Genomic DNA, 25081 nt, shown 5'->3' with positions numbered 1-25081 from the left:
ATTCCAAAATCCATCGTTTTATTCGGCGGCAATGGCCTCGATGCCTTCAGCAGCTACCGTCATATCGGCAGATGTGTCATCTGGCCGCCCTATCGTGCGCAACGCTTCGGGTAGCCAGCCCGAACCTTCCAGCAGCCGCTCGGCCTCGCGTGCCATGTCGGGCTTTTTCAGGTGGGCAATGCGGTCAGCCGCCTCATCGCCGCGTGCTTCCCGCACCGCCTGCAGGATACGCGCCTTGGTCACCCGGCCGAGATAGTTCTCGACGGTCGGCTGCCAGCCCGCCTCGACCAGATCGAGACTGAGGGCCGATGCCAGACGGTCTGCCCGTTTGAGACGTTCGGTCACGCTGCGCTGGGACACCGCTCCATAGGACGGCATGCGCTCAAAAAGCGCATTAACCCCGAAGGACAGACAGTGCGCCAGCAATGCCATGCGGCTGGTGTCGTCCAGCCCGTCGATCCAGCGCCACAGCGCGTTCTCGTCCTCAGGTAGATCGTGCTTCCAGCCCTCATTGCGCTGGCGCAGCGCATGGGCTGGAACACTGCCCGGCATGTCGGGCGAATGGACCGGCAAAGAAATTTCCCGGACATAGGCTTCGAGGCAGTCGGCCCCCGGTGTCTGCCAGTAAACATCACGCACCAGCGTATGCAGCAGTTCCGTCAGGGCAATATGCGGATTGCTGGCAAAGGCATCCCGCAGGGCTAGCGTGCGCCAGGCCGTCAGTTCGGTGAGAAGCCGGTCAGGCAGCGGCTTGATCCCGTCTTCTTCTTCAGGCTCGACGTCATGAGCGATGCTGTTGCCCTCCCCGCCCTCGTCGCCGCCATCATCAGCAAGACGTTCATCCCGCCCATCATACGCAGCATGATCGTATCCATCGGCACCGTCGGCATCATCGGTCTCTTCGGGCTCGGTCGGCATGTCCTCGGGCAGCACGAAGCCCCGCTCCACCTGCAATGTGCCGTCGCTGGCGAGGCTGACGAAGGCGCCTGCCCGCGCCATGTCAGCGGGATCGAACGCCAGAGGCCGTTCCTCCAGGGTAAGAATGGCCTGTTCGATCTCGCCCAGCCGTGCATCGACCTCGTCAGGGTATTCATCGGCCTGAGCGTATTCGGCTTCTATGGTTTCCTGCTCGGCACGCAGAGCTTCGAGACGGGCCGCTTCGTCCTCGGTCAGTGGCACTTCCGTGCCATCGATTTCCGCGAACTGCCGGGTATGCCCCCATGGAAAAGACAGGGCCGTCTCAACCCATTTCCAGCCTTCGGCACGGATATCCTCTGCGGCTGTATGCAGCTTTTCCATGACCAGCCGGTCCAGAATGGCGGGATCCTGCAGCCATCCTCCATCATCGGCCTCGAACAGGTCGCGCATGACGTGGCCACCCGCTACGATATAGGCCTCCAGCCCTACGAAACGGGCACGGGCGTCCGAAGCCCGCACGGTCTTTTCCGTCAGCATGCGGCGGATGACATAGGGCTCGCGGTTATGGCTCTGGCCGACGATCTCCCAGACCTGTTCCTGACGGGCATGGTCATCGCTGATGGAAAAGGCCATCAACTGTTCCAGCCGCATGCCATCCTGTTCATAGATATTGAGCAGGCTGTCCGACACGGTCATCAGCCGCAGGCGCTGTTTGACCACAGCGGGTGCGACAAAGAACGCGGCGGCAATTTCCTCCTCGGACATGCCTTTTTCCAGCATGTCACGAAAAGCTCGGAACTGATCCAGCGGGTGCAGGGCCAGCCGCTGGACGTTCTCGGCCAGAGAGTCATCCTCGGCAAGAATGGCCGATCCGGCTTCGCGCACAACGCAGGGCACGGGGGCCGTCTTCGCCAGTTTCTTCTGCTTCACCAGCAGTTCGAGGGCACGGAAGCGTCGACCGCCGGCGGGCACTTCATAGGTACCGGTCTCGGCCCCGATATCGTCGAGAACGGGGCGGACATTCAGACTCTGTAACAGTCCGCGGCGCTCGATGTCGCGGGCCAGTTCCTCGATCGACAGGCCGGACTTCACGCGCCGCACGTTGGACTGGGACAGCACGAGCCGGTTGAACGGGATGTCACGGGACGAACTCAGGCTGATTTTGGGAATAGCGATCGCCATGGCGGAAAACTCCATGACGGGCGGGCCGGAGACTCTCTCCCACCCTCTCAACCCGTCATGAAAATCCGCGCAGCTCTCTGACTCTAACGGCTACACATCAAAACAGTCCCTCCACGAAAACAATCCCTCCACGCTTTTCCGACAAAAAATGGCTGTAATGGCGGGAATCTGGACCCATTAGTCTTTTTCCCTTTTGAACCCATCCTTCTTGCAATCAAACTATGTGTCAGAGGCGAGACAGGATCATCTGGACGTAATCGATCTGTCCCTTAAGATCATGAGATGTCGGGAACACACCGTCGAACGCCGCCGTGCCGACTGTAAGACCGTCAGCACCCGCTGACACCGCAGCCCCGATCCGTTCCTCCCGATCGATTGAACCTGCGATGATGATCCGTTTGTCCGTCACCGCGGCGCGGACTCTCTGCATCAGGCTGATTACGTCTCCGGCAAACCGGTAAGCCAGCAAATCCAGTCCATGCACGCCGGGCCGGGAGGCAAGATCGACCGCACTGCGCACGATTTCGCCCTCGGTCCCTTCGAGATGGCTAGGGTGCCCGCTAATCCGGCCTGGAAAAGGGTAATAACGGATATCCGTGCCTTTCAGCAGTCGCAGCGCATCATCGACATGAGTGCCACCAAGCAGATAATCAACACCCAGAGCAATACCGGCCTGCACCGAGCGAAGCTCGCTTTCACGATCGAGCGAGACGACTTCCAGATAGGTCGTCGCCCCTGACTGCCTGATCGTATCAGCCAGGATCTGGAGAGACGCAAATGGAAGTCCGATATCCTTGAACCCTATATGACGGACGCCAGCGGCATGGACGATTTCCACCAGATCGGCCGCATTTTCCACTGTCCGGTCGTGATGGGTTAGCATAAAGATGAAATCAGGGCGGGTCATACCGTGGCTCCGGTAAGGCGAAGAGCGTAATCGAATGCAGCCTCCAGACTGGACGGATCGGCGATACCGCGCCCCGCGATGTCAAAAGCAGTGCCGTGGTCGGGACTCGTACGCACGAAAGGCAGACCGAGCGTAATGTTCACACCCTGTGCCAGACCCATATATTTCACCGGGATCAGCCCCTGATCGTGATACTGCGCAACCACGACATCAAAGCGCTTTTCGCGCGCCTGCATGAACACGGTGTCGCCTGGCCACGGACCAGACGCATCAATGCCCTCGCTCCGCGCCTGCGCAATGGCGGGCGCGATGATGTGCGCCTCCTCATGACCGAACAGACCATTTTCTCCGGCATGGGGATTGAGACCGGCCACTGCGACACGCGGTCGTTCGATGCCCAGAGCCCGCGCACCAGCGTGGGCTAGGCGGATCGCCGCCATCTGCGCGGAGAAATCGGCACGCTGGATTGCGTCCCGCAGCGAACAATGAATGGTCACCAGCACGACACGGATGTCCTCGTTCGCCAGCATCATGGCGACATTCACACCGCCTACCTGTTCGGCGAGAATTTCCGTATGGCCGGGGGAGTGCAGCCCGGCAGCAGCGAGTGCCTCCTTGTGGATCGGTGCGGTGACGATGGCGCTTACTGTCCCGCTCTTCGCCAATTGGATCGCGGCGAGGATCGCCGCATAGGCTGCGCGGCCACTTTCGACGGTGATCTGCCCCACGGGCGGCAGGCACTCACACTCCGACGACGCCAGGACGTACAGCACGTCGTCGTCGAAGCGGGCTTCGGCCAATGTTGTGATCCGGCGCACATGCGCCGCTGGATCGAGCCCGGCCAGCGCATGACGCATCACCAGAGGATCGCCGACGACGATCCAGCGCCGTTGCGCCGGTCGCCGTAGAAACATCCGGGCCACGATTTCCGGGCCAATCCCGGCAGGATCGCCCATTGTGACCGCCAACGGCTGGTGATTGAAGGAAGGTGTTTCGCTCATGGTGGTGACAATAACGGAACAGAGGCCACGGAAAATCGATATAAACTGACCTGTTCTGGTGATAAAAACTGACCAATGAAGCGATCCGACATCCCATCTCTGGACGATCTGCGTGCGTTCGAAGCGGTAGTTCGCCTCGGTTCCGTGCGAGCAGCTGCCGCGGAACTGACTCTCACGCATGGAGCAATCAGCCGCCGGGTGTCCAAACTAGCTGCCAACTTGAAATTGCAATTGCTGGAACCCGAGGGCCGCGGTGTGCGGCCGACCCGGGATGGTGAACGTCTGGCCCTGGCCACGAGCGATGCACTGAAGGGAATATCGACAGTGCTCTCCGAGATCAGGTCTCCTCTGACCTCCCCGCCGATCGTGCTTTCTTGCGAGCGGTCACTGGCGATGCGCTGGCTGATTCCACGCCTGTCCGATTTTCAGGACCGGCATCCTGGCATCGACGTGCATCTTTCGACCGGTGGTGGCGCACTGGATTTCGCACGCGACCGCATCACGCTGGCAATCCGACGGCTTGATTTTCCGCTAGATCCGGATTGGGCCGTAACAACGCTCACGGGAGAGGCGGTCGGCCCGGTCATGCGACCTGATATGGTAGAACGGTTCGAGGGTGGAGACTACCTGGCGCTCGGCTCCCGCACGCGCCCCGAGGCATGGCGAAAATGGCTGGCCACTCGGCCCGACATACCAGCACCACGCGACATCCGTCTCTACGACCATCATTTCATGATGCTGGAAGCCGCCGCCAGCGGCTTGGGTGTCGCCTTATCCCCCCACATCATCACTGCAGACGATGTCACGAGCGGGCGTCTGTTGGCCCCTGTCGGGTTCAGTGCTGACGGGACGTTTTATGGGCTTATCCAACCCGGGAAAAATGACGCGTCAGAGCATCTCAGGGCTTTGGAAAGCTGGATCATACAACAGGTATAACAGTCAAAACCACAAGCAAAAACTGACCGTAAAGTTTGATTCAAAAATCGGCACGAAGCAGATATTCCCCCCTGAAGGCACCTGAGCACCCACCAAGGTATGAGATTTGTATATTTCAGATTGAAAATGCAAAAACGATCATGTATAAAAAAGACGAGCTAACGGGGGCCATGCCTTGACGATACCAACACGCACTGAAGCACAAGCTATCTTAGAGCCCTACCACGAGACGATCCGCCAGATCGTCATTGATGGATGGACGGAATGGCGCACCACCCATCGGCTTCGTGCAGAGAACGGCATGTCCCCCTACATGTATCGGCGTACGACCGTAAACATCATATTCGATGCCATAGCACGTCGCGCTCTCACCATTTTTGGCAACCACCCGCGCGTTTCTGTGAAGGACGAAGCGCAGACCATCAAATTATTCTTTCAAAGCAAGATATTACTTCGCTTTAAGAAGGCCGGAGACGACAGGCTCGGTCGGAATATCCCGACGCAAGCAGCACTGGCATTTGCTGATGGGGATGCTGAATTGCCAGGTTTCCCTCCAGAGACAGCGCGGGTGGAAGTCGTATGGGAAGCAAACGAACTTTGGACGCACGTGGATCGCGTTCTTGTAGTCGCGAGGGACGGTGATCGTCTAATTTGGGAATATGAAATCGATAAGAGTGAGAAAGGCGGAACAGTGCTCCCGCTGCTTCCTCGCGGGGACGACCCAAGCGGCGCACCGGACGAAGGCATGGTCAAAGCCAAGCCCCTTCCTGCGCAAAAATCTGAAAAGAAGTAAGTGGAATGTCTAGTCCTGGTGAAATGCTGCGCCTGGCGCGGCAACGCATAGGATTCACGCAGAAAGAAGCTGCCACGAAGTTGTCTGTTGTGCAGCCAGTGTTATCACGCTTTGAGACCGGCGTTGCAGACCCAGACGAGACGTTTTTGCAGAAAGCTGCGATCGTTTACGGCTTGCCGCGTCCATTTTTTGATCTCAAGGAACCGGTATATGGACCGCCTGTCAGCGTTCATCCGATGCCGCGAGCTAAATCTGACGTTACGGCGCGCGACATGGAATTGGTCACTGCAGAACTAAACATCCGCGTAATGCAAATGCGTCGTTTCCTTGAAGCTGTGGATTTCCAACCCAAGCAAAACTTACCGATACTGGACGTCGAACAATATGGCACGCCCGAGAAAATCGCCGCCGTCGTAAGAGCACATTGGACGCTGCCGTCGGGGCCGATAAAAGATATGACAGCCTTGGTCGAACGAGCAGGTGTTGTAGTCGGCACGTCGGACTTTGGTGGTGCTTCAGTCAGCGGCATGACCTTTCGGGTGCCTGGCCAGCCACCATTGGTGCTTCTTAATGCGGCACATCCCGCTGACCGAATGAGATTCACGCTCGCTCACGAACTGGGACATCTGGTGATGCATCGGTTCCCGACACCCTCAATGGAGGACGAAGCAAATCAGTTTGCCGCTGCGTTCCTAATGCCAGAAAAAGATATCTCTACGGCCTTCCGTAGTCGAAAAATAACGCTCGAGTTACTGGCGTCGCTAAAGCTGGAGTGGCGCGTATCGATGCAGGCGCTGCTCATGCGGGCCAAGTCATGTGGTTTTCTAGACTACAATCAAAGCCGTTACCTATGGCAGCAGTTAAGCGCCAGAGGGTGGCGCCTGAATGAGCCTGCTGAGCTTGATTTTCAGCATGAGGAAGCAAAAGTTCTAAAGTCAATCATCAAGGCACACGTTGAGGATCTTGGGTTTTCTCTAGACGACTTGTGCCGCCTCGTTCCTCTCTATGAGAGTGAGTTTATTAAAATGTATGGTCCCGTAGAGGGTTCCTCGCCACGTCGTCCAAAGCTGCGGCTCGTGACCTGATACCCATGGGGCGTTGGCAGTCAGACTTACGCCCTTCCATCGTCGGTTCAGCGAAAAAAGCCATCGTTTGATCGATATAAAAAGTCCCGTCGCGACTGCCAGAACAGCCACTGATCGACCTCGACACGCTTCCGCTCTTCTCGCTGATTGAAACGCCTGAATTTTTGGCTGAGATATTGGAGAATAGCTCCCGACTCAAAGACCAAAATCGGTTTTCCGTCCGGTCCCTTTGGGTTAACCAGCGCCGGAACGCGGGCGTTTGGGGAAAGCTTCAAAAATACAGACTCTAATTACTCAACCTTAACGAGGTTAACGAAATCCACCCTTTTGGGAACGGAAAGTTCCTCCGCCATGAGGATGATTTTCCGGCCATTGGATGTCGGCCGGTAATAGAGGTCGATTAAATGCTCTTATAGCTTATCTACTCAACGTGTCACACGAACGAAAACGCGGAAAAGCCCTCTGTCGCTTCTGCGCGCGCGGAGAGAGCATCAAGGGCTGGATGGGCGTCGGCTTCAATGATCTCCGGCAGCATATGGCGAGAAAAACGGAAAGCGACGGCGCTACTGACGTCGGCCTGAAGCGGGCGCTCGTCAAATAACCAGGCGTTGGTCTGACTGACTTCCCCTTCAAGGAGACGATATGCAGCTATCAGCTGGGTATGAACGCGATCAACCCAGGGCTGGTACTGCTTTTCGGGAGGACGAAGCTTGCGCTCGTAGACGATCTGTACCGTCTTCTCGCAGGCTGCGAGTGCAAGGCCGATAATCCGCTGTGACCGGATATACGCTTCCAGATCGCAGGGCATCAGTTTGAGGTGCGGGGGCGCCAGTCGCTCACCCAGTTCAAGGATTAGCCCAGAGTCCATCAGCACAGTCCCATCATTTGTGACCAGCGTGGGTGCCTTTACGACCGAATTGACCGTGGCGAAGGTGTCATACGCCGAGAATACGGATAACGGCTGGTGGTCGAAGCTTATGCCCTGAAGGTGAAAGGATATAGCGACACGGCGCACATAGGGAGAATCGAGCATTCCGATCAGCTTCATGGGATCAATCCTGGATGCGAGATGATTTACCTGCGGGATCGGTGATCCCGTTCACGACGACGCTAACGAGCAAATGACCGTATTGTAAGTGGCCGGATTGGCCATTAGCGTAACGATCATGCCAAATGGCTCCAGTCCTCTCGTCGTCATCCTAGCGTATGACCAGCTCTGCACGTTTGAATTCGGCTGTGCCTTCGAAGTATTCGGCCTTTCACGCCCTGAAATGGGGCGTGGCTGGTATCGTTGCCTCACAGCCGCCGCTGAACCGGAACCCATCCGGGCCGCAGGTGGTCTGCGACTGGAAGTAGCCGACGGACTGGAACTTCTCGATGGTGCTGACACGATCATCATTCCGGGCTGGAGGGGTCCAGATTCTGTAGCACCTCCTTTATTGCTCGACGCGCTCCGGCGGGCACATGCGGCAGGAACAAGAATCGTCTCGATTTGCGGTGCAGCATTCGTGCTTGCACAAGCCGGTCTGCTCGCAGGCAAACGAGCAACAACGCATTGGCGTCATGCTTCAATATTAGCGTCCCGATATCCTGACATCGTGGTTGAAGGAGATGCGCTTTATGTGGATGAAGGAGACATTCTGACGTCTGCAGGAAGTGCTGCAGGTCTCGACCTGTGTCTGCATATTGTTCGGAAGGATTTTGGAGCGAAGGCTGCAAACAGCGTAGCGCGCAGACTGGTCGTCGCAGCACACAGAGACGGCGGCCAGTCGCAGTTCATCGAACGCTCTGTTCCTCCTCCGTCAGGCGCACGGCTTTCGGAACTCCTTGAGACGGTACAGAAAAGGATTGGCGAAAAGTGGACTCTTGAGCGTATGGCCGAGATCGCTCATGTCAGCGTCCGAACCGTCCATCGACATATATACGAAGCAACAGGGTTGGCACCTGGGGAGTGGATTAAGCAGCAACGCATTGCCTACGCGCGCGACTTGCTGGAGGAGACGACCCTCTGCGTTGATGAGATCGCGCAGCGCACGGGCTTTGGCACACCGACGAATTTTCGACAACATTTCCGCACCGCAACCGGCCTCCCACCAGCCAGCTACCGATCTCGCTTTTGTCTTCACGGTCCGACGGCCACGAGTTCCTTATCCAGTAATTCCAACATGCGCATTGAACTGAGTTCGAAAACCTGACGACGATATTAGATGTTTCGTCAGTTAATCCCTGAATATGTGACGTGCAGGTTTTACTTTCTGGCAGCCTATACTGACTTTTCTTCCAGTTTCAAGGGAAACCGATGGACTTTGAACCTGCAACACGAACGCGGACATTGCCGATCTGCTTCGTCAGCGATTCTGCAGGAAAAAAGGAATGGTAAGTTCTGTCACAGCATTCGCGCTCTGGCGCTGGGGAAAATGACCGGTCCCGGGCAGAACATGCCGCTTATAATACCCCCTGAACAGATGACCCTTACTGGCTGACGTCTCCGGATCGTTACACGGGTCATCATCCCCGTGGATGACGAGCGTGGGCACATGAATGATCGGGTCGGCAACAACACGTTTCTCAAGGTCTTCAAATGCCGGGGAACGCTCAGCCAGCCCCCAGCGCACGCGATAGGAGTGCAGCGTAATATCTGCCCAGTCGGGATTTTCGAATGCCTGAGCCGTCGCTGCGAATTCGGCTTCGGGGATTTGCCATCCCGGGTTCCAGATCGACCAGATATACCGCATGAATTTCTGGCGATCGTTCCGGATAAGTTCGGCACCACGATCAAGCCCCATCAGCCAGTGATACCAGTAATTCTGCATCTGACGGTAAGACATGGCCTGACCAGCATCATTTGTTCCCCATCCCACGGACAAGGCCACGCACGCTGCTATCCGGTCAGGTGCCAGAACAGAGGCGATGTAGGCAGTTCGCGCGCCCCAGTCATGTCCGATGATGTTGAAACGGGAAATCCCCACGACATCCGCCATTTCGAGCACATCCTGGGCGAGAGCCACAAGCTGCCCGTTTCGAGGGATGTCTGCCTCCCGAAAACGCGTTGGGCCGCAACCGCGCAGCCAGGGCACATAGGTCCGGAAACCAGCCGCATGCAGATCCGGCAGGAGCCGGTGCCATGTCAGCGCGTCGTCCGGCCACCCATGAAGCAGGATTACTGGAAATCCGTCTTCCGGTCCTGATATCCGACACGCAATGTCGAGTTGGGATGTTGTGATCGTTATGTGCTGCATGAGCGTACCTCCGCTCCTGCTATGCGCGCTTTCTTCTTAACATAGAAACAGATATATAATTAGATCATATCGCCTTTTACGATAAGAAAAGCTATGCTTTCGCCGATCTGCCTTCGCAGTTTTCTGACCGTCATTGACACCGGTGGCTTCACGGAAGCCGCACGGCGTCTCAATGCCACCCAGTCGACAATCAGCGGTCATATCAAGCGTCTGGAAGAACAGGCTGGCCACCGACTTATGGAGCGCGATCGTGGCGGGTCTGTCGCACTGACGCTTCAGGGGCGGGAACTCATCGGTTATGCGCGTGAAATCCTGCGGCTGGACCAGGAGGCCCGATCACGTCTGGCCGGGACCTCTCTCACTGGTCTTGTAAGGGTCGGTCTGCCAGACGATTTTGCCAGCGGACGTGGCTTTACGCAGCTTCTCGCTGATTTCGCCCGACAACATCCCGACGCTCGCCTCGAGGTGGAGGTTGGTAACCGCGACCGTCTCCTGTCTGCCCTGGATGTACAGCGCCTTGACCATGTGCTGACCAAGCAGGATCGGGCTGCCGGAGGTGAAATTCTTGCCAGGCGTACCGTGGTCTGGATGGGACTGGCCTCCACCACCGGGGCTGTGCCCCTGATCGTATTTCCCGAACCCTGCATCTATCGTGAGCGCGCCATCAGGGCGCTTGAAAAAGCCGGGATTCCCTGGGCAGTCGCCTATGTGAGTCCCTCACTCGCGGGCATTCTGGCTGCGGTTAACGCCGGATTGGGGGTATCCCCTCTTGCTGAGGATCTGACAGAAGGTCTTGTCCCGAGTATCGTGAACCAGACCTTGCCGTCTCCTGGTTCGATCGATCTGGTGCTTCACTCGCGTGCGGGGCAACTCACTCGTGCGGCCACCGGGCTGGGCGATCTGATCCGGCAACATTATGGGGTAGCGGGTATACAGGGCGCCAAGAGGAACAATCTCGCCTGACGCTTGTCGCAACTTGACCACACGAGAGCGTCCAGTCTGCCCGTCTTACGCCAGTATTTGTACGACGCGCCTGTATCCGGGACTACCCATAACTACGATTCCGTACGCTGGAACACGCACAAGCACGATGTTCCACAATGCGCATTTCCATTGAAATAACAGTCATCTGTCTGGATCGTGTGTCTGTTTTCCTTGCCATACGGTTGGAAGAGAGCGACGATGACGGACAGACCCAGCCAGTCCATTGCCCCGGCGTATCGGCCGCCCGAGCCCGAGTTACGGCTCATCCTGCGGCCCAATGCCCCCGACCCGCGCCTGATAGCGCTGGTCCGCCTCATGGCCCGTCGTGCGGCACGGGACTGGTTCCGGTCGCAGCAACAGGAGCAGCGCCGCCGCTCCGGACCGTAAGGGATACCTCGCCATGAAGGTCGCGCTCTACGCCCGCTATTCGTCCGACAACCAGCGCGACGCCTCGATCGCGGATCAGCTTCGGGTCTGCCGCACCCACGCGGAAAAACAGGGCTGGACCATCGTCGAGGAGTATACCGACCACGCCATCTCCGGCGCCTCCCTGGTGCGGCCCGGTATTCAGGCGCTGATCGCCGACGCACAGCGCGGACGGTTCCAGATTGTGCTGGCCGAGGCCATGGACCGCCTCTCCCGCGACCAGGAAGATATCGCCGGCGTCTTCAAGCGCATGAATTATGCCAGCGTACGGATCTTCACCCTTTCAGAAGGCGAGGTGTCCCACCTTCACGTCGGCCTCAAGGGCACGATGAATGCCTTGTTCCTGAAAGACCTGGCCGAGAAGACCCATCGCGGCCTGCGCGGCCGGGTCGAACTGGGCAAGTCGGGCGGCGGAAACGCCTATGGCTATGATGTCGTGCGTAAGCTCGACGCCAACGGCGAGCCGATCCGGGGCGACCGAACTATCAACGTGGTGGAGGCAGAGGTCGTCCGTCGTATCTTCCGCGACTTCGCGGCCGGACTGGGGCCGCGCGCCATCGCCTTCCGTCTCAATGACGAGGGCATCCCGGCACCGGGCAGTGGTGCGTGGGGCTTCTCGACCATCACCGGCAACCGGGCGCGTGGCACCGGGATCCTCAATAACGAGATGTATGTGGGAAAACTGGTCTGGAACCGGCAGCGCTTCATCAAGGATCCCGACACCGGCAAGCGCCAGGCGCGCCCCAACCCGGAAACCGAATGGGTGATCCAGGATGTGCCGGAACTGCGGATCGTCAATCAGGATCTGTGGGACGCGGTCAAGGCGCGGCAGGCCAGCGTCAGCGCCAGCCGGAACACAAGCGACACATCATCACCCGACCATTTCCGTGAGAAACGTCGTCCCCGCTATCTGTTCTCCGGCCTGAGCAAATGCGCCTGCTGCGGTGGCGGTTATTCGATGATCTCTGGCACCCTGCTGGGCTGCTCAACAGCGCGCAACAAGGGCACCTGCCACAACCGGACCAATATGCGCCGCGAGGAACTGGAAAGGCGCGTCCTCAACGCGCTCCGCCAGCATCTCATGGACCCGGACCTGTTCGCGGAGTTCTGCACCGCGTTCACGGACGAGATGAACCGCCTGCGCATGGAGGCGTCAGCCGACATCGGCGCAGCGGAATCAGAACTGAAGCGGGTTGAGCGTGACATCCAGCGCCTGATGGATCTCTATCTTTCCGAGGCGATCTCGATCGCGACGGTCAAGGAACGCGGATCGAAGCTCGAAACCCGCAAGACCGAACTCAAGGAGTTCCTGGCCACCGCCGAGGCGCCGCCGCCCCTGCTCCATCCGCAGATGGCGGAGTTCTACCACCGGCAACTCGCGCGCCTGCACGACATGCTGCATTCCGAGCTGGACGAGAAACGCCAGGAGGCGGCCGAGGTCATCCGCTCGCTGATCGAAGCCATCATCCTGACGCCATCCGACAAGGGCCTCCAGATCGATGTCCGGGGCGACCTTGCCGGCATCCTGACGATGGCGTCGGGCAGCGGACAAACAAAAACCCCAGCACGTTTCCGGACTGGGGTTCATGATGCGTTGGCATCGCAAGTTCAGATGGTTGCGGGGGCAGGATTTGAACCTGCGGCCTTCAGGTTATGAGAAAGATTTTTTAGCCTACGCTGGCCAGCTCCCGTGCCGACAGAATAGCGCCGGGCCACGAAAACCCTTTGTTTTTCCTTGAAAAATGGCCCCGTCGGGATACGTCATTCCTTCACCGACTACGCTCGGTTGCGCTCTCATCTGTTTCCTATGTGTTTCCTGCGGTGGAGGCGAGAATGGCCCGGCTCAACAAGAAAACCGTCACGGCGGCGACGCCCGAAGCAAAAGATTATTTCCTGTGGGATGACAGCATCCCGGCCTTTGCTGTCCGCGTCTGGCCATCAGGCCGCAAGGTCTATGTCATTCACTACCGCTCTGGCGGGAGGCTGCGGCGTTACACGATTGGCCAGCATGGCAGCCCGTGGACAGCAGATCTCGCCCGTGATGAAGCCATCAGGATCCTCGCGCGGGTTCATACCGGGGAAAATCCGGCGGATAAACGGTCCGATGACCGCAAGGCCATGACTGTCGCGAGTTTCTCCAGGCGCTTTCTGGACGAATATGTCGATGTCCACCTGAAACCCAGAACACGGGGAGAATACAGGCGCTCGGTGGAACTGTTCATTGTCCCGAAATTCGGAAGCTGGCGGATGGCCGACCTTTCACGGGCTGAGGTCGTCGAATTTCATGGCAGCCTCCGCCATATCCCCTATCAGGCCAACCGCACGCTGGGCGTTCTGTCAAAGATGTTCAGCCTTGCCGATCTATGGGGTATCCGCCAGGACGGTGTGAATCCATGCCGGGGCGTCAAACGCTACCGGGAGGAAAGACGCGAGCGTTTCCTCACCCGGGATGAGTATGCCCGGTTAGGAGGCAGCCTCGACGAGGCCGCCGAAGATATGCCCGAAGCGGCACGGGCCATCCGTCTGCTTGCCCTCACGGGTTGCCGGTTGCGGGAAATCCAGACACTTCAGTGGGCGCATGTCTGGCTGGGTGAAGCCGAACTGCGCCTTCCCGACAGCAAAACCGGAGCGAAAACAGTCCAACTGGGCACGGCAGCGGTTGATGTCCTGAAGACCACCCCTCGCCTGCCCGACAATCCCTATGTCATCACCGGACGCAAGGCTGGCGAATATCTCACTGACCTGCAAAAGCCGTGGCGTCGTATCCGCAAGGCGGCAGGGCTGGATGGCGTCAGGCTCCACGATCTCCGTCATTCCTTTGCATCGGATGCCCTGGAAATGGGAGCGGACCTGACAATGATTGGCCGGATGCTGGGCCATACCGACATCAAGACCACCTCCCGGTATGCCCACCTGAAGCGGGAAAATGTCAAACGCTCGACGGATCAGGTCGCCCAGCGCATCTCATCCGCGCTCACCGACGCAAGGACATAGGCCTGAATGCCGATGGTACCCAATCAACGGTCTGTCCACCAGTATCGACCCGCGTTTTAAGTCTCGGGAACAACCAGCACATAGCTGGTGCTTCTGCCTCCTGCAGCCTCCCTGGCCAGAATATCGCGCGATACGAGATCATTGATATCACGCAGGGCTGTATCCGGTGACGTCTTTGCAAGCTTCGCCCATTTGGATGAGGTCAGCTTGCCCTCGAACCCGTCCAGCAGACGGTTCAGCATGAGGCGTTGCCGGTCATTGATCGATTGTCCGGCCAGATTATCCCAGAAACGGGCCTTCTGGATAACCTTTCCCAGGACCAGTTCAGCGCGATTAAAGGCGCGATCCAGCGCCCCTAGAAACCAGTGAAGCCAGGACGTGATGTCCATATCCCCCTTCTGGGTAGCCTCAAGGATTGCGTAATAATCCTTCCGTTCCTGCCGAATCTGGGTCGACAGGCTGTAGAAACGCTGGTCCGTCTGTTCCGAACGCGCCAGCATGAGGTCACCGATGGCCCGTGCCATGCGCCCGTTTCCATCCTCAAACGGATGAATGGTAACAAACCACAAATGTGCGATGGCTGCCTTCAGCACAGGATCCAGCGCTTGCCCGGCATTGCACCAGTTGAGGAAGACCTGCATCTCTACGGGCACCCTGCTGGCTGCCGGCGCCTCATAATGGACCCTCTCCCGTCCGACAGGGCCTGACACGACCTGCATCGGGCCGGTTCTGTCATCACGCCACTCTCCGACCAGAATGCGTGACATGCCGTTTCGGCCGGTTGGAAACAAAGCCGCATGCCAGGCGAACAGCCTCTCCTCGGTCAGCGGATCGGCATAATGCCGGGTCGCATCCAGCATCATCTCCACGACGCCTTCTACATCCCGATCCACCGATGCCAGCGCGCCAATATCCATACCCAGTCGCCGGGCAATGGAAGATCTTACCTGCTCACGATCAAGGTTTTCGCCCTCGATCTCGCTCGACTTGATGACGTCCTCGGTCAGGGTCTGGAGTACCGCTTCCGATCTGAAATCGAAGCCGAGACTTTCCATACGCCCCAGAAGCCGACCCTGCCGGTGACGCACAGCGGCCAATGCATGGGAGATGGCATCATTGTCCCACCGGAAGTCCGGCCAATCTCCGAGCTCATGAATGTATCGCGCCATATTCCCTGCACTCCTTGCGGAGAATATGGCGCCTAATCGCCGCAAACCACAAGATTATACCGTAACGCAAGAGGTCCGATTTGGAACTACCGACAGCGAAGTCTAACTGACAGTGTTCGTTTTCTATGCAAGATAAGGCGTTATCCTAATTGCTCACGCGAAAGTTCCTCTACTCCATCAAGGCCAAAGAGATGCGTTACAGCCTCCAAAGCGGCTTCCGATAAGGTCTGAGTAGCAAGCACAGCAAGACGCTTCATCGGCCGAGATACCGACACATAAAACAAATTCCGTGAGCGGTAGTAGCCCTTCGAATTTGCTGCCGTGACTTTTTTTGTTTTTAGTAATTCAAATAATTTTGGCCAATTATAGTGGTTCCATCCGCCTCCAAGAATGACGAGCACATTCTCGAACTCGGCGCCCTTGACGCTATGCTGAGTAGCGAACGGAGTGAAGCCTTCAACGAATTTAGTGACTTCAACAATCTCTGCATAAGGCACTTCCCGCAAAGTAGCGTATCGTTGCAACGATCCCATATCGTCGGGAATAGGTTGACCCCGAAGCGCTTCGAACTCACTCTGTCTTTTGATGATTTGCGATGTAAGAGTCGGGCGGCCCGTTTGCCCGAGATGATCCAGCACTTGACCAATAGTACCACTAGCTCTCAATTCAAGTAGTTGGTCCATATCGGCGCGCCAAGCGATTTTATCTGCGTGACATCGAATTGCTGGACCGGCACCGTAAATATGGAACATCTCGCCGTAGTTGCCACCCGAATAAGCCGCACACATCGGCTCCACAACCTCTATCAATAATTTGACGACGGGATCCTCTTTTTTGACGAATTGTTCGGTCCGTCCTCTGAATATCTCTGCGATACGAGGGTACCCCTGCTCAGCGGCAAGAACACTATGCGTCAACATCAAAACTTTAGTTTTGTCCGGAACCCAACCTTCTGTCTTAAGACGCTCCATCAAGTTAATCCGGACGGCTTTCGCCATTTCTGGCGGCAAGTCTTTTTTAGAATGGGACGAGTTTGTTCTTTCTCCAACGTAAGCATTGGTATGGTAAAAGCGGGCCTCGCCGGGCAGAGCAGGATTGCTAACTACCTGGGGTAATTCGGGCCGTAGCCGGTTCAGCACGTTGACAATAGGTTGCACCGAACGAAAATTCGAACCCTTATCAATGACCTCAACAGAGTAATCGGGAAGTTCGTATTCACTTCGATAGATCGTTTGCCAGTGATCGCCAAACAGGCCGACTAGCGGGCCACCATCGCCATTGAAGACGTATTCCTCAATGGCAGCCATAAAGTCGCGATCCGTATCCTGATATTCATCTATGAACATTATAGGAAAGCGTTGGGTAAGTAGGCGCTTGAACTTCTCATGTGACAATAATCTGGCCATAAGCGCTGGGATATCATCATGCGCGAGCGATATTTTGTCTTCATCTATACGGAAGAATCCGCGGTCGTAGACCACAGGTCTCTCACCGACACCTCCCACCTCAATAATCGCTTCTCTTCGCCGTGACAGTTCTGGAAGCGCAAATCTGAGCGCTGACTGGAATGGAGCCATAAAACCCCACGAGAAAGAATGAATCGTTTCCACCAGGATGGCTGGATGGTCCTCAATTTCCATAGCAATCTCGTCACGCGCCACTTCAGTAAAGGTGATACAAGCAACACGCTGATCAGTATGAACCAATGAGCGTCCCCGCTCGGCAATTATCCTTTTGAGAGCGGCTACAAGTGAATAAGTCTTGCCTGCACCTGCTCCAGCTTCAAGCCGGAAGCTTTTTCCTGCATCAAGGCAGGCGTCAACCTTAGTTTGTGCAGCTTCGGCTGCGACAATGGCTGGATTTTCTGATGCTTCAGTCACGAGGAAGTTTCCGAAGTTTCGCCACCGGCGTCCGTCGGTGATAAGGTTGATGTTAAAGGCTCAGCTAGCCAAGCCAATCCTTCACGGATATAGCGCGGCACTACCCAAACATCTTCCCTGATAGCGAATTGCAGTGCGGTATCGGCTTTCCCCATATCTTTGGCCATTTCCCATGCATCGGCGGCCATATTCTCCCCTTCTTCAAGCCCGAAATGCTCAGGATTGGCAAGAACCAGAGCGTCTTCAAAGCTACGGGCACAAGTTTCCGTCCCTTTTACCTCTGGAACTTGATACGCTATTCGCCTTACTTTTAAGGTTTTTTCCTCATCCGTTTTAGAAAGAAGATCTAATGGCTTGATGTGGGAGGGGGTAGAGCTAGCGTCGAACCAACGCCTGATCGCCGAATTGCTGGTGCGCTCACCTTCCGCCACAGGACATTTTGGATACTTAGTCGTGTCTTTTCCGGCTTTTGTCTTCGCCGAGACCGCTTTAACAGCGTCGATGTCGGTTATAACGAGCGTCTTGATTTCCAGAAAATCGATTAGGGGATAGAACAAATGAGCGTATGCTCCCCCCACTTCCATTGTCGTCACGTATTGTCGCGCTAATTTGTGCTCAGCAGGAATATTCTTGTCCACCAGAGCACATAACCTCGGCACAAGAATACGCTCCGTAGTTCCTTCCACCATAATCGCCTTATCGGCGAAGTAGAGGTCACATTTCGTAAGCGTCATATATTGATGCAAAAAGTCTTTGTCTGAGGCAGGAATGGTCGCCATGCCTTTTTTGAAGTCCTTAACCTTCGTCTGACGTGCACCAGCGGAGACTGGTTCGGCATTGAGGAAATAACGGACAGCTTCGAACGTGGCTGCGTTGGCAACATGCGGAGAGTGGGTAGTAATGACAAACTGGACTTTCCACGCCGGCTCGTCAGGATATCCGTCGGATAACTTGGCAACGGCCTTATGTAGTTGGGCGATAAACACCTCCTGCATTTGCGGGTGAAGGTGAGCCTCAGGTTCTTCGATGAAAATCAGATGTGTATTAGGCCGCGTTTCTCGAGCCCTGTATTCTTTATGAAAGCTCTGTAACTGAAGCAACATATAAATGAGATTGCGCGTACCGAGACCATTATAGCCCTCGGGCAAATGAACGCCGTCGTTACTAGCATAGACGACCTTAGTATGATCATTAAGCAAGGCCTCGACATTCAAGACCGTCTCGGGTCGTAACGTCGAATCATTAGGTCCTGGAAAACCGAGAACATCCATCGCAGGCAGCAGGGCTGCTAAAACAGAATCAAAATCTTTTTGGACAGTGCGTTCAATCTCCGAAACCGAAGACTTCAACTCTGCAGCAAGTTGCTGGTCAGCGGCTGCGGCTGTAGGAGCTTGGGCCGTCTTGTAAAGACCACCCAAAAGTCTGCCGATAACGTCGGCATCACCATAGCCGGAATGATCAAGTGTTCTTTGCGCTCGCACTAAATTGCACTTGATCAATGTATTAAGATGATTCATGTCGAGGCGACGCCGATTGCTCGAATCAGTCGGATCGATTGCCCATACTTCGACATCATATGCGGAGCCGATTGTATCTTTGATATGGCGATTGAACTCAATCATTGGATCCGCAGCTTCGGCCTCTGCATTGAAATCCAAGAGGCTTGATAGGGCCGACAATCGCGGCGCGTAGATAACATGCGCTATCGCTGTATCCGAGTTGGCATCGAGATCAATCACAAAGGATGACATTGGTCCGATATCAGGAGCCGCTTTGTCGTAAGTCAAAGTAATTGTAACAGCGATCGTCGGTAACTTTCCAAGCACGTCCTGTGGTGCTTCTTTTGCTAACCTTGCCTCTCTTGCAATCGCAAATTTGCTCCGATCTGCAGCAGAAAAATCTTGCAGTTTGAAAGATGATCCGCCAGACGCAAAGCACCTAAAAACGTCCGTGAGAGATGTCTTCCCGCTATTATTACGACCTACCACCACCGTTGTAGTGTCTTCGAGCATAAGCTCCACGTCACGTAGTAAGCGGAATCCTTGAACCCGCACCTTTTTAATACGCACCCACGTCCTCCGATTCTATCGAGTTCATCACATTCGGAATATATCCCTCCCGGACAATCACGAATCATCGATATAATTTAAATAATTACTTGCACATTACCACACACAGAACCTATATCACATTATATTTTCTTATATATATGATATGTAAATTTTTCTTAAAATTTTGTTATTTGGATTGAATTTATACATTACGATATTCGTGTATTTTGCCCAATATACTCTTGCACAATATTCCATAAACAAAAGTCCAATTGTCTTCCCGCACATATGGTCTTGCTTCAATACTACCTGCTATTCAGACTTGGAAGCCCCCGCGCAAGACCCCAAATTCGTTGACAAGGATTGGCAAAATTTGTCATCCTTAAGGTCGGAGGCGCCGATGGCAACAATGAACGTATCCCTGCCCGACCCCATGAAGGAATGGGTAGAGGCTCAGGCCAGGACAGGACGCTACAGCAATGCGAGCGACTACGTCCGCGATCTGATCCGGCGTGATCAGGAAGCCCGTGCCGCGCATGATGAGGTTCAGGCCCACATCACGGCCGGTCTGCGTAGTGGCGTTGGGACCAGGAGCATGAAGCAATTGCTGCAGGATGCTCGCGCGGCTGCCGGGACGACGGATGCCGACCTGTAGAAAGACGCGGCTCGCCGAAGACGACATCGTCAACATCTATACGCAGGGCGTGAGGGATTTCGGGCCACGGCGGGCCGAAATCTACCATACAGGACTGGCGGACGCGTTCGACCTTATTGCCTCACATCCGCAGCTTGCGCCGGAACGTCGCGAGTTCGACCCACCGATAAGACTGCATCGTCATCGGGCTCACCATATCCTCTATCTCATTGACGACGAAGGGGTTCTGATCGTCCGCGTGCTGCCTCGACTACGGCGCTGGGAGCGGTTTATGGAAACAGACTGACGCTGCTTGTGCTCGCCAAACCTGCTTTACCCTTCGCTGGAAACGCCTGTCGTTCCTGCTGCAGATGCTGGCTTTCTGCCCCGCCGCTGTTTCTGGAAGGCCCGATCAGTCTCCATGAAACGCCCGACCATGAGCGGCACCAGCCGGGCCGCATCGGGGATGGCATCTGCCGCCTCCCCTGCTTTTTCCGAAACCAGTTCAGCATACAGCAGTAGGTCACGATGTATCTCGGCTGGCAGTTCGATCGTCAGTTTGACCGGCCGACTGTCAGAAATGGTGCTGATACGGAGTTTTGTCATGGTGCTGCTCCTTCATGCGGATGCCAGGGTTTCAAAACCAGATCGCGATTGACGATTAGGGTGAACGGCAGGCCCGGCCGGTCGGTCAGCGTGGGCTGGATATCCATACTGCGGTCGATCAGGCGGTTTCCCACCATGGAAAACCCGTTGCTGGCGCCGCTGCGGATCGCCTGAAGCAGGTTGTTCTCACCCCATGATGTCCCGGCTTCAGACCCGACGCTCAGCATGGTCGTCACCAGTGCAGCCCTGAAAAGCTGGCCCCAGTGCTGGTCCACCATATCCTTGAGCCCGGTCTGACCGATTGCATCGGCACCCGGGATCCTGTCGAGCACGATGCTCTCGCCATCGGGACGGATGAGGCGGGTCCAGATCACTTGCGTGCGCTGCTGCCCGAAAGAGACGCTGCTATTATAGGTGCCGAAAAGGGTGCTGCCCTGCGGCACAAGCAGGTAGCGTCCGGTCGGACTGTCATAGACGTTTTGCGTCACATGCCCGATCAGTTGTCCCGGCAGGTCCGAACTGACTTTCGAGTTGAGCGCACCCACGATGACCGTCCCCGCCTGAATAACGTATGGGGAAACAGGCTGCGTCAGGCGATCCGGGCTGACTGTCACACGATCGGGCTGGCCCGCCAGAAAGGCGCGGTTCGCGGCCTGCCGGTCATTTGTGCCCGCTGTAGCAGACGGAGCGTTATTCCCGGTTGAGGGCAACGCAGGGGCAGACGCCCTGTCCTGCCGCCCGGCATCCTGCGTCTGCACGAACAACTTGCTGGCGATGGCTGCCTCGACTTCCTGTTCGGCCCGCCGGTCACCCATGCCCGAAACCGGTCCGGCCCTGCCTTCCTGCTGTGCCTTCAGGATCGGTTTGCCCAGATCACCGGGCAAAGGCGACCCCAGCCTGGGCACGCCGGTATAATCCTTTGGTAGGGCATCAAGCCCATCGGCCGAAGGTCGCGCATCAGAATCCTGCACGGCGGACGCTGGTCCCTGCCGGGCGGAATTCTGCAGCGCGTAGCCCAGCGCCAGACCAATCCCGATCATACCCGTGCCCGCCAGACCCCAGACAACATAGCGCGACAAACGCACGACACGCGGTCGTTCCGCCCGCAGACGCAGATCGGGAAGCAATGGCGGGGCCGCAGGGGAGGCATTTTCGGTGCCGCCCTCCGCTCTTTCGTCCCGGTGTTCTTCCTGCCTGTCCGTCATGACCGCCGTCCGTCGCTGCGTACGATCCGCACCCGCTGCTCGGAGTGTTTGTCGCCCAGACGCAGTTCCGCAGCGGTAAACAGGCGATCGACGATCATCCAGTTCTGCCGCACCCGATAATTGACCAGTTCCGGCCCGCCATCGGCCCCCAGCACAAACAGAGGCGGTAGTTCCCCCTGCCCTATGCCAGCCGGAAAAGCGATATAAACCTTCTGGCCGTCATCAAAGGCTCGGCCGGGCAGCCAGGGCGGCGTGCCCCCTTTCACCGGCTGGATGACGTAACGGAAATTCAGGGCGTCGAGATTCAGCCCCACGTCCACCGGGGCAGCGTCATCGGCGGCGCTGTCCTGCCGATGCAGGGCAATGAGATCATCCTCGGGGTAATCCCACGATACTGACGCCATATAGGTAGCCGGTGTGGAGCGCAGTTCCGCCAGATAGGTCCGCCGGTCGGTGTTGACGATCAGGTTGGTGGCCAGGTCCGGCCGCGTCGGCTTGACCAGGATATGAATCCTCTTTGTCGTCCCTGCCCCGCTCTCGGTATCACCGATGATCCAGCGCACGGTGTCACCTGCCGCCACGGGACCGGTGCCCACCAGCTTCTCACCCTGCTGAAGCATGATGTCTGTGATTTCGCCGGGTGAGGTGTACACCTGATAGAGGGCACCCGGAGAATAGGGATAGACCTGCACCGCATTGATGAATCCAGCCCGCTTGGGCTGGATGCGCGCGGCCAGATTGGCCTGCGTCACACGCGCTGTGGGATCGGCGACTTCGGGGGCCGGATGGACCGCACGTCGTGAGGGCAACGGTTTGAGCTGTCCCGGCAAGGGAAACGGTTTCGGGACTTCCACCACCCGCACCGGCTTCGGTGGGTCCGGCAGGCGCGTGGCCTGAACAGCGTCATCGTAGCGGATGACCGGCGGATGGTAATGCTGCGCGCATCCGGCCAGGGGCAGGACAAGCAGCGGCAGGACACGAAGAGCGCGACAGATCATTGGCCAAGCTCCTTCGACCAGTTGATGGCGGAGACAAAAACACCCAAGGGATTTCTGCGCAGGTGATCGGCATCACGCGGCGGGCTGAGCCTGACCGAGACAATCGCGGTCCAACGTTCGGTGCCAACGAACGCCCCGTCGCGGTAATGCCGCTCGGCCCAGGCGATCCGGAAACTCACGGGCGACGCCCGGATGACGGACGACACGTCCAGTTCGACCTGCTCATGCCCGATGCGGGCAAAGGGATCGTTCTGACGGGCATAATCGTTGAGCGCCTGGGCACCGGACGTGGTGGTGAAAGCGTAGGCGCGCAGCCAGTCCTGCCGCACCACCACGGGGTCGGAGGATAGGCTGCGGACGTCCTCGATGAACCGGGCCAGATACCAGGCAATCTGCGGGTCCGTCGGCACATAGTTGGCTGTCGCAGGCGCCACGACCTGCGCCTCGCCCAGCCGGTCCACCTGCACGACCCACGGCGTGATGGTGCCGCGTGCGGACTGCCAGACCAGCCCGGCCCCAAGGCCTGCGGACAGGAACAGCGAACCAAAGGCCATCAGCCGCCAGTTGCGGGCCTGCACGCGGGCGGAACCGATGCGTTCATCCCAGATCTGGGCGGCTTTCTGATAGGGGGTGACCGGCTCCGGCGTCGTGCCGTAGCGCACCGTGGAGCGACGGAACATCGTCCTCATTCCTTTTCCGACAGATCGATTGAGGAAGACCCGCCCCCGCCATCGGCGGAGCGGATGACATGGGCAGCCTCGGCGGCATGGGTCACGGCCTGCCGGCGCTTCATGCGGCTTGCCCAGCGCGGGGGCTCACTGGCGGATGATGCTGACGAGGATGAACCCGTTCCGCCTGCCGATGCCCCCGTCTCAGCAGCGCCACCACCCGAACCGGTTGTCCGGCCACCGGTCGCGGTAAAGGTCGCCTTCCCGCCCGATGAGAAGCTGTCCTTCATGGCGCTGGCCGCACTGGCGGCCTTGTTCTTCACGGCACCTGCCGCCGCCGAACCGGCAGCCCTGCCAATCCCGCCCACGCCAGCAGCCAACCGGGCACCGGCACTCCCGCCAACCGCTGTCGCCGACCCGAGCGTGTAGGCTGTTGATGCAGCGCCTGCTACGGCCGCCCCTCCCCGCGCGGCCGCTGCCGTGGCGGCCAGGGCTGCCCCACCACCAGAAACAGCCGCACCGACGCCAGCCACGGCAGCAGCCCCCATGCCGGCGACGGCCATGCCCGTGCCGACAGCGGCTCCCGCGCCAAGCTGGGGAGCACCAGCGATCAGCCCGTTGGCCAGACTGCCGCCGAAAATCGCAAGGCCCACAATGGCCAGTGAGGCGATAACCACAGACAGGGCCTGCCCGACCGTAGGCTGCGCATCGCCATAGGAGGTGGTGAACTGGCCAAACAGAGTGGCGGCAATGCCGCTGATCACGGCCAGCACCATGATTTTTACGCCCGAGGAGACGACATTGCCCATGACCTTTTCGGCAAGGAAAGCCGTGCGGTTAAACAGGGCAAACGGGATCAGCACAAACCCGGCCAGTGTGGTCAGCTTGAATTCGATCAGGGCGACAAAGAGTTGCACGGCGAGAATGAAGAATGCCGCCAGCACGATCAGCCAGGACAGGCAGAGCACGAAAATCTGCGCGAAATTGGTAAAGAAAGCGACAGGGCCAAGCAGTTTATGGACTGAGTCCAGAAGAGGCTGTGCCGCATCGAACCCGGTCTGGGCCAGCCGACCGGGCCGCAGGAACTGATCCAACGACAGCGTGCCCCCGCCCGCTTTCAGGCCAAGGGCGGCGAAACTGTCAAAGACGGTCTTCGACAGGCTGGAAAAATTGCTGATCAGGAAAGAAAAGAACCCGATATAGAGCGTCTTTTTCACCAGACGCTGGATGACATCCTCGTCCGCCGCCCAGGCCCAGAACAGACCCGCCAGCGCCATGTCGAGCACGGACAGCGATCCCGCGAGCGAGATCATACTCCCCTTCACCAGACCGAAACCGGTATCGATGGTGGTGCTGAAGGTGTTCAGAAAGGTGTCGATGACGCCGACATCGTTCATGGCCATGG

The 25081-nt window shown here is 57.5% G+C and carries 24 protein-coding genes; 10 read left to right on the top strand and 14 right to left on the bottom strand.

Going from position 1 to position 25081, the window contains the following annotated elements:
• Nucleotides 1-18: 18 nt before the first annotated feature.
• From J2D77_RS10815 to pdxA, 3 genes are all read right to left on the bottom strand, one after another.
• Complete coding sequence (locus J2D77_RS10815; protein WP_207846310.1) at nucleotides 19-2100, bottom strand: ParB/RepB/Spo0J family partition protein; 2082 nt, start codon at nucleotides 2098-2100, stop codon at nucleotides 19-21.
• A 226-nt stretch (nucleotides 2101-2326) separates the two neighbouring features.
• A complete protein-coding gene (locus J2D77_RS10810; RefSeq protein ID WP_207846309.1) occupies nucleotides 2327-3007 on the bottom strand; it encodes a 4-hydroxythreonine-4-phosphate dehydrogenase in 681 nt (226 codons plus the stop codon).
• Entirely contained in the window at nucleotides 3004-4008 is a 1005-nt protein-coding gene (gene pdxA / locus J2D77_RS10805) for a 4-hydroxythreonine-4-phosphate dehydrogenase PdxA (RefSeq protein WP_207846308.1), read from the bottom strand. Before pdxA ends, J2D77_RS10810 begins: the two co-directional genes overlap by 4 nt.
• 75 nt (nucleotides 4009-4083) lie before the next feature.
• On the opposite strand from pdxA, the gene J2D77_RS10800 reads away from it, so the two are divergent.
• From J2D77_RS10800 to J2D77_RS10790, 3 genes are all read left to right on the top strand, one after another.
• The gene (locus tag J2D77_RS10800; RefSeq protein ID WP_207846307.1) at nucleotides 4084-4944 is read left to right on the top strand and encodes a LysR family transcriptional regulator; all 861 of its coding nucleotides are present in this window, start codon (nucleotides 4084-4086) and stop codon (nucleotides 4942-4944) included.
• Between the two features lie 175 nt (nucleotides 4945-5119).
• Nucleotides 5120-5737, top strand: a complete 618-nt coding sequence (locus tag J2D77_RS10795; protein ID WP_207846306.1) for a hypothetical protein — start codon at nucleotides 5120-5122, stop codon at nucleotides 5735-5737.
• Between the two features lie 5 nt (nucleotides 5738-5742).
• Nucleotides 5743-6822, top strand: a complete 1080-nt coding sequence (locus tag J2D77_RS10790) for an XRE family transcriptional regulator (RefSeq protein WP_207846305.1) — start codon at nucleotides 5743-5745, stop codon at nucleotides 6820-6822.
• 47 nt (nucleotides 6823-6869) lie between these two features.
• Here the strand turns inward: J2D77_RS10790 and J2D77_RS17625 are convergent, their stop codons facing one another.
• The gene (locus tag J2D77_RS17625) at nucleotides 6870-7097 is read right to left on the bottom strand and encodes a glutathione S-transferase family protein (protein WP_207846304.1); all 228 of its coding nucleotides are present in this window, start codon (nucleotides 7095-7097) and stop codon (nucleotides 6870-6872) included.
• Nucleotides 7098-7255: 158 nt separating this feature from the next.
• Entirely contained in the window at nucleotides 7256-7870 is a 615-nt protein-coding gene (locus J2D77_RS10780) for a glutathione S-transferase (protein ID WP_207846303.1), read from the bottom strand.
• Between the two features lie 88 nt (nucleotides 7871-7958).
• Between J2D77_RS10780 and ftrA the strand changes: the two genes are divergently transcribed.
• Nucleotides 7959-9017, top strand: coding sequence for a transcriptional regulator FtrA (gene ftrA, locus J2D77_RS10775; protein WP_331000101.1), 1059 nt, complete (start codon nucleotides 7959-7961; stop codon nucleotides 9015-9017).
• A 153-nt stretch (nucleotides 9018-9170) separates the two neighbouring features.
• On the opposite strand, the gene J2D77_RS10770 is transcribed toward ftrA, so the two are convergent.
• Nucleotides 9171-10061: an alpha/beta fold hydrolase gene (locus tag J2D77_RS10770; RefSeq protein WP_207846302.1), complete on the bottom strand. Its 891-nt coding sequence runs from the start codon at nucleotides 10059-10061 to the stop codon at nucleotides 9171-9173.
• A gap of 93 nt (nucleotides 10062-10154) precedes the next feature.
• Here J2D77_RS10770 and J2D77_RS10765 point away from each other — a divergent pair, with 93 nt between their 5' ends.
• From J2D77_RS10765 to J2D77_RS10750, 4 genes are all read left to right on the top strand, one after another.
• Nucleotides 10155-11024: a LysR substrate-binding domain-containing protein gene (locus J2D77_RS10765; RefSeq protein WP_207846301.1), complete on the top strand. Its 870-nt coding sequence runs from the start codon at nucleotides 10155-10157 to the stop codon at nucleotides 11022-11024.
• A 219-nt stretch (nucleotides 11025-11243) separates the two neighbouring features.
• Nucleotides 11244-11432, top strand: coding sequence for a hypothetical protein (locus J2D77_RS10760; protein ID WP_207846300.1), 189 nt, complete (start codon nucleotides 11244-11246; stop codon nucleotides 11430-11432).
• 13 nt (nucleotides 11433-11445) lie between these two features.
• Nucleotides 11446-13128, top strand: a complete 1683-nt coding sequence (locus J2D77_RS10755) for a recombinase family protein (protein ID WP_207846299.1) — start codon at nucleotides 11446-11448, stop codon at nucleotides 13126-13128.
• A 176-nt stretch (nucleotides 13129-13304) separates the two neighbouring features.
• On the top strand, nucleotides 13305-14465 hold the full coding sequence (locus J2D77_RS10750) for a site-specific integrase (protein WP_207846298.1): 1161 nt from the start codon (nucleotides 13305-13307) through the stop codon (nucleotides 14463-14465).
• A 56-nt stretch (nucleotides 14466-14521) separates the two neighbouring features.
• Here J2D77_RS10750 and J2D77_RS10745 read toward each other — a convergent pair whose 3' ends face one another.
• The 3 genes from J2D77_RS10745 to J2D77_RS10735 form a co-directional block, all read right to left on the bottom strand.
• A complete protein-coding gene (locus J2D77_RS10745; RefSeq protein WP_207846297.1) occupies nucleotides 14522-15634 on the bottom strand; it encodes a Fic family protein in 1113 nt (370 codons plus the stop codon).
• A gap of 140 nt (nucleotides 15635-15774) precedes the next feature.
• A complete protein-coding gene (locus tag J2D77_RS10740) occupies nucleotides 15775-17514 on the bottom strand; it encodes a UvrD-helicase domain-containing protein (RefSeq protein WP_207846296.1) in 1740 nt (579 codons plus the stop codon).
• The gene (locus J2D77_RS10735) at nucleotides 17511-19583 is read right to left on the bottom strand and encodes an ATP-dependent nuclease (protein WP_207846295.1); all 2073 of its coding nucleotides are present in this window, start codon (nucleotides 19581-19583) and stop codon (nucleotides 17511-17513) included. Before J2D77_RS10735 ends, J2D77_RS10740 begins: the two co-directional genes overlap by 4 nt.
• A gap of 382 nt (nucleotides 19584-19965) precedes the next feature.
• Between J2D77_RS10735 and J2D77_RS10730 the strand changes: the two genes are divergently transcribed.
• Together J2D77_RS10730 and J2D77_RS10725 are read left to right on the top strand one after the other, a co-directional pair.
• Nucleotides 19966-20220 carry a type II toxin-antitoxin system ParD family antitoxin gene (locus J2D77_RS10730; RefSeq protein WP_099963191.1) on the top strand — a complete coding sequence of 85 codons (255 nt, stop codon included), beginning with the start codon at nucleotides 19966-19968 and terminating at the stop codon, nucleotides 20218-20220.
• Nucleotides 20207-20506, top strand: a complete 300-nt coding sequence (locus J2D77_RS10725) for a type II toxin-antitoxin system RelE/ParE family toxin (protein WP_207846294.1) — start codon at nucleotides 20207-20209, stop codon at nucleotides 20504-20506. Before J2D77_RS10730 ends, J2D77_RS10725 begins: the two co-directional genes overlap by 14 nt.
• A 26-nt stretch (nucleotides 20507-20532) precedes the next feature.
• Here J2D77_RS10725 and J2D77_RS10720 read toward each other — a convergent pair whose 3' ends face one another.
• The 5 genes from J2D77_RS10720 to trbL are packed head-to-tail and all read right to left on the bottom strand — an operon-like array spanning nucleotide 20533 to nucleotide 25079.
• Nucleotides 20533-20805 carry a DUF2274 domain-containing protein gene (locus tag J2D77_RS10720; protein WP_207846293.1) on the bottom strand — a complete coding sequence of 91 codons (273 nt, stop codon included), beginning with the start codon at nucleotides 20803-20805 and terminating at the stop codon, nucleotides 20533-20535.
• Nucleotides 20802-22010: a TrbI/VirB10 family protein gene (locus J2D77_RS10715; RefSeq protein ID WP_207846292.1), complete on the bottom strand. Its 1209-nt coding sequence runs from the start codon at nucleotides 22008-22010 to the stop codon at nucleotides 20802-20804. Before J2D77_RS10715 ends, J2D77_RS10720 begins: the two co-directional genes overlap by 4 nt.
• Nucleotides 22007-23008: a P-type conjugative transfer protein TrbG gene (gene trbG, locus J2D77_RS10710; RefSeq protein WP_207846291.1), complete on the bottom strand. Its 1002-nt coding sequence runs from the start codon at nucleotides 23006-23008 to the stop codon at nucleotides 22007-22009. The genes J2D77_RS10715 and trbG overlap by 4 nt, the downstream gene beginning before the upstream one ends.
• Nucleotides 23005-23688, bottom strand: a complete 684-nt coding sequence (gene trbF / locus J2D77_RS10705; protein WP_207846290.1) for a conjugal transfer protein TrbF — start codon at nucleotides 23686-23688, stop codon at nucleotides 23005-23007. The genes trbG and trbF overlap by 4 nt, the downstream gene beginning before the upstream one ends.
• A gap of 5 nt (nucleotides 23689-23693) precedes the next feature.
• A complete protein-coding gene (gene trbL / locus J2D77_RS10700) occupies nucleotides 23694-25079 on the bottom strand; it encodes a P-type conjugative transfer protein TrbL (protein WP_207846289.1) in 1386 nt (461 codons plus the stop codon).
• Between the last annotated feature and the right edge of the window lie 2 nt (nucleotides 25080-25081).

The organism is Acetobacter garciniae, assembly GCF_017377735.1.
Lineage (GTDB): Bacteria > Pseudomonadota > Alphaproteobacteria > Acetobacterales > Acetobacteraceae > Acetobacter > Acetobacter garciniae.
Note: the sequence above shows the minus strand (reverse complement) of the source record. Positions and strands in the feature narration are given on the sequence as shown.